A 4,838-nucleotide genomic window follows, 5' to 3' on the forward strand; every position below is an offset into this window, starting at 1 on the left:
ATAAAAAAATGCCCTTCTGGGCTTATTCTTTGAAAACTGAATAGTAATTAATAATTCATTAAAATGTCTTAAATACATCTTAACTTCTAAACCTATCAATTTATTAGTAATGGTCAGCTAAATGTATTACTACACTTACACATCCATCCTATCAACCTCGTAGTCTACAAGGAATTTCAAGGGAATACTTATCTCTGAGGAGGCTTCCCACTTAGATGCTTTCAGCGGTTATCCTTTCCGTACTTAGCTACCCAGCTATGCTCCTGGCGGAACAACTGGAACACCAGCGGTACGTCCACTCCGGTCCTCTCGTACTAAGAGCAGCTCTCATCAATATTCCAACGCCCACATCAGATAGGGACCGAACTGTCTCACGACGTTCTGAACCCAGCTCGCGTACCGCTTTAATTGGCGAACAGCCAAACCCTTGGAACCGACTCCAGCTCCAGGATGCGATGAGCCGACATCGAGGTGCCAAACCTTGCCGTCGATGTGATCTCTTGGGCAAGATAAGCCTGTTATCCCCAGGGTAACTTTTATCCGTTGAGCGACTGCCGTTCCATGACGTACAGCCGGATCACTAAGTCCTGCTTTCGCACCTGCTCGACTTGTAGGTCTCGCAGTTAAGCACACTTCTACCTTTGCGCTCTACATACAGTTTCTGACTGTATTGAGTGTACCTTTGAACGCCTCCGTTACTTTTTAGGAGGCGACCGCCCCAGTCAAACTACCCACCACGCACTGTCTCCTCGCCGGATAACGGCGACAGGTTAGAAACTCAACATACCAAGGGTGGTATTTCAAGGTCGACTACTCTAAGACTAGCGTCTTAGCATCAACGTCTCCCACCTATCCTACACATGTTAGGCCAAGTTCCAATACGAAGTTGTAGTAAAGCTCCATGGGGTCTTTTCGTCTTGATGCGGGTACCCAGCGTTTTCACTGGGACCATAATTTCACCGAGTCCAATGTTGAGACAGTTGAGAGATCATTGCGCCTTTCGTGCAGGTCAGTATTTAGCCGACAAGGAATTTCGCTACCTTAGGACCGTTATAGTTACGGCCGCCGTTCACCCGGGCTTCATTTCAACGCTTCGCATAAGCTAACGCATCCACTTAACCTTCGGGCACTGGGCAGGCTTCACCCCCTATACATCACCTTGCGGTTTAGCAGAGAGTTGTGTTTTTGATAAACAGTTGCCCCTCACAATTTACTGTGGCCAACCAAAAGTTGGCACCCCTTCTCGCGAACTTACGGGGTTAATTTGCAGAGTTCCTTAACATTGGTTTTCTCGCTCGCCTTAGAATACTCATCTTGGGAACGTGTGTCCGTTCTCGGTACAGGTGACCATACATTTAAACGTTTAGAAGCTTTTCTTGGAAGCATGAAATCACACAATTCAGCTTTTCAGCTTATGACTCGCAACTCCCGGTTAGAGGACACGCATTTAACTATGTCCACCAGTTGTTACTTACCCCACAATCCAATAAGTGGTAGTGTTATCCTTCTCCGTCACTCCATCACTACGTACTACCTACGTACAGCCAGTACAGGAATATTAACCTGTTGTCCATCAGATACGCCTTTCGGCCTCTCCTTAGGTCCTGACTAACCCTGGGTGGACGAACCTTCCCCAGGAAACCTTTCCCAATAGGCGTTGAGGATTCTCACCTCAAATCGTTACTCATACCGGCATTCTCACTTCTTAGCGCTCCACCAGTCCTCACGGTCTGACTTCGCCGCACTAAGAACGCTCCTCTAACGTACTTTCGTACCCGTGGCTTCGGTATCGTGTTTTACTCCCGTTACATTATTGGCGCAAGTTCTCTTGACTAGTGAGCTATTACGCACTCTTTAAAGGGTGGCTGCTTCTAAGCCAACCTCCTAGTTGTTTATGAAAACTCACAACCTTTCTGACTTAACACGATTTTGGGACCTTAGCCGACGATCTGGGTTGTTGCCCTCGCGAGCCGGGACGTTAGCACCCCGGTTCCGACTGCATGATAATACACAATGGTATTCGGAGTTTGATTATAGTCAGTACCGCTAGGCGCGGCCATTCCATATTCAGTGCTCTACCACCAAAGTTTAACATCACACGCTAGCCCTAAAGCTATTTCGAGGAGAACCAGCTATCTCCAAGTTCGATTGGAATTTCTCCGCTATTCACAAGTCATCCGGGCACTTTTCAGCGTACTACGGTTCGGCCCTCCACTTGGTGTTATCCAAGCTTCAGCCTGCTCATGAATAGATCACATGGTTTCGGGTATATGTCAACATACTAAGCGCCCTATTAAGACTCGATTTCTCTACGGCTCCGCTTTTATCCACTTAACCTCGCATGTTAACATAACTCGCCGGTCCATACTGCAAGATGTACGCCATCACGCATTAACGCGCTCTGACTAATTGTAAGTAAGTTGTTTCAGATTCTATTTCACTCCCCTCCCGGGGTTCTTTTCACCTTTCCCTCACGGTACTAGTTCACTATCGGTGTCTGGTTAGTATTTAGCCTTACCGGATGGTCCCGGCAGATTCAGACAGGGTTTCACGTGCCCCGCCCTACTCAGGATACTATCAGAAGATTTTGCCATTTCGCATACGGGAGTATCACCCTCTATGCTAAAGTTTCCCAACTTTTTCTGCTATAACAAAATTTTGTAACTTCATGTAGATAGTCCTACAACCCCAACATAAATGTTGGTTTGGGCTCTTCCAAGTTCGCTCGCCGCTACTAATGGAATCATTGTTTATTTTCTCTTCCTGTTGCTACTAAGATGTTTCAGTTCACAACGTGTCTCGTCATTAGAACTATGTATTCATTCTAATGCAATTAGATATTACTCTAATTAGGTTTCCCCATTCGGAAATCCCCGTATCGTAGCTTATATCCAGCTCCACGAGGCTTATCGCAGGTAATCACGTCCTTCATCGACTTCCAGACCCAAGGCATCCACAACTCACTCTTACTTATTTAAAAGTTCAATATTTTCCTATTGTTGATGTATTCAAAGACATTTTAATAAATTATTATTTAAAATAATTACTCGGTATCACAAAACAAATTGACTAATTTATTTTTATTGATGTCGTTGTTATATTAATTTATCTTTACTATTCAGTTTTCAAAGAACAATTGAGAGAAGTTCTCTCAAAACTAGATATATAAATCTTTCTGACCATTAAAGAAAGCCATGACTCAAATATTAATAAATAAAAATGGTCTTAAAAGTTAGTAATTGTTACTAAAATGAATTGTAACTTATGTACTCCGTAGAAAGGAGGTAATCCATCCCCACGTTCTCGTAGGGATACCTTGTTACGACTTCACCCCAGTCACCGGCCCTGCCTTAGGCAGTTGTCTCCGTAGTTAACAAAACCGACTTCGGGCATTACCAGCTCCCATGGTGTGACGGGCGGTGTGTACAAGACCCGAGAACGTATTCACCGTAGCGTAGCTGATCTACGATTACTAGCGATTCCGACTTCATGTAGTCGAGTTGCAGACTACAATCCGAACTGAGAATAGTTTTTTGAGATTTGCTCCACGTCACCTAACGTCACCGTATTGCTTCTCTTTGTACTATCCATTGTAGCACGTGTGTTGCCCCACTCGTAAGAGGCATGATGATTTGACGTCGTCCCCACCTTCCTCCCAATTACTCGGGCAGTCTCCCTAGAACATTTAACTAAGGATAAGGGTTGCGCTCGTTGCAGGACTTAACCGAACATCTCACGACACGAGCTGACGACAACCATGCACCATCTGTCATTCCGTTAGCCTCCGCTATATCTCTATAGCATTGCGGAAGATGTCAAGAGTGGGTAAGGTTCTACGCGTATCTTCAAATTAAACCACATGCTCCACCGCTTGTGCGGGTCCCCGTCAATTCCTTTAAGTTTCACTCTTGCGAGCATACTACTCAGGCGGATGATTTAATGCGTTAGCTGCGCCGATAGTTCTCTATCAGCTAATCATCATCGTTTACAGCGTGGACTACCAGGGTATCTAATCCTGTTTGCTCCCCACGCTTTCGTCTCTCAGTGTCAATATGTGCCCAGTTAGCTGCCTTCGCCATGTTGGTGTTCTTCCTAATATCTACGCATTTCACCGCTTCACTAGGAATTCCGCTAACCTCTACACAATTCTAGCGTGCCAGTATCCAACGCAATTTGGGGTTGAGCCCCAAGTTTTAACGCCAGACTTAACACACAACCTACAGACGCTTTACGCCCAATAATTCCGGATAACGCTTGCAACCTATGTATTACCGCGGCTGCTGGCACATAGTTAGCCGTTGCTTTCTGACAAGGTACCGTCAAGGCAATAGCATTTCCTCTACTGCTTTTTCTTCCCTTATAACAGCAGTTTACAACCCGAAGGCCGTCTTCCTGCACGCTGTGTCGCTCCATCAGACTTTCGTCCATTGTGGAAAATTCCCTACTGCTGCCTCCCGTAGGAGTCTGGGCCGTATCTCAGTCCCAGTGTGGCGGATCAGTCTCTCAACCCCGCTAAACATCATCGTCTTGGTAAGCCATTACCTTACCAACAAACTAATGTTCCGCACCCCGATCCTCTAGTGAAGCAAACGCTCCTTTTATATTAGTTTGATGCCAAACTAATAAGTATCCGGTATTAGCGATAATTTCTCATCGTTATCCCAATCTAGAGGGCACGTTAAGTACGTGTTACTCACCCATTCGCCGCTAAGTTCCGAAGAACTCCGCTCGACATGCATGTATTAGGCACACAGCCAGCGTTCATCCTGAGCCAGGATCAAACTCTCGAAAAAATTGACTGTCATGTTTATTGTATATATCTAGTTTTCAAAGAACTT

The 4,838-nt window shown here is 45.4% G+C and carries 2 rRNA genes; both read right to left on the reverse strand.

The features are described from left to right. Positions 1–82: 82 nt before the first annotated feature. Positions 83–2,980 (reverse strand): 23S ribosomal RNA (locus KQ876_RS03635). 297 nt (positions 2,981–3,277) lie between these two features. Beyond that, a 16S ribosomal RNA gene (locus KQ876_RS03640) occupies positions 3,278–4,793 on the reverse strand. The 16S and 23S rRNA genes sit together here, the layout of an rRNA operon. Positions 4,794–4,838: the final 45 nt, after the last annotated feature.

The sequence above is a fragment of the Mycoplasma sp. CSL7491-lung genome, from assembly GCF_018913965.1.
Taxonomy (GTDB): Bacteria; Bacillota_I; Bacilli_A; order Mycoplasmatales; family Metamycoplasmataceae; genus Mycoplasmopsis.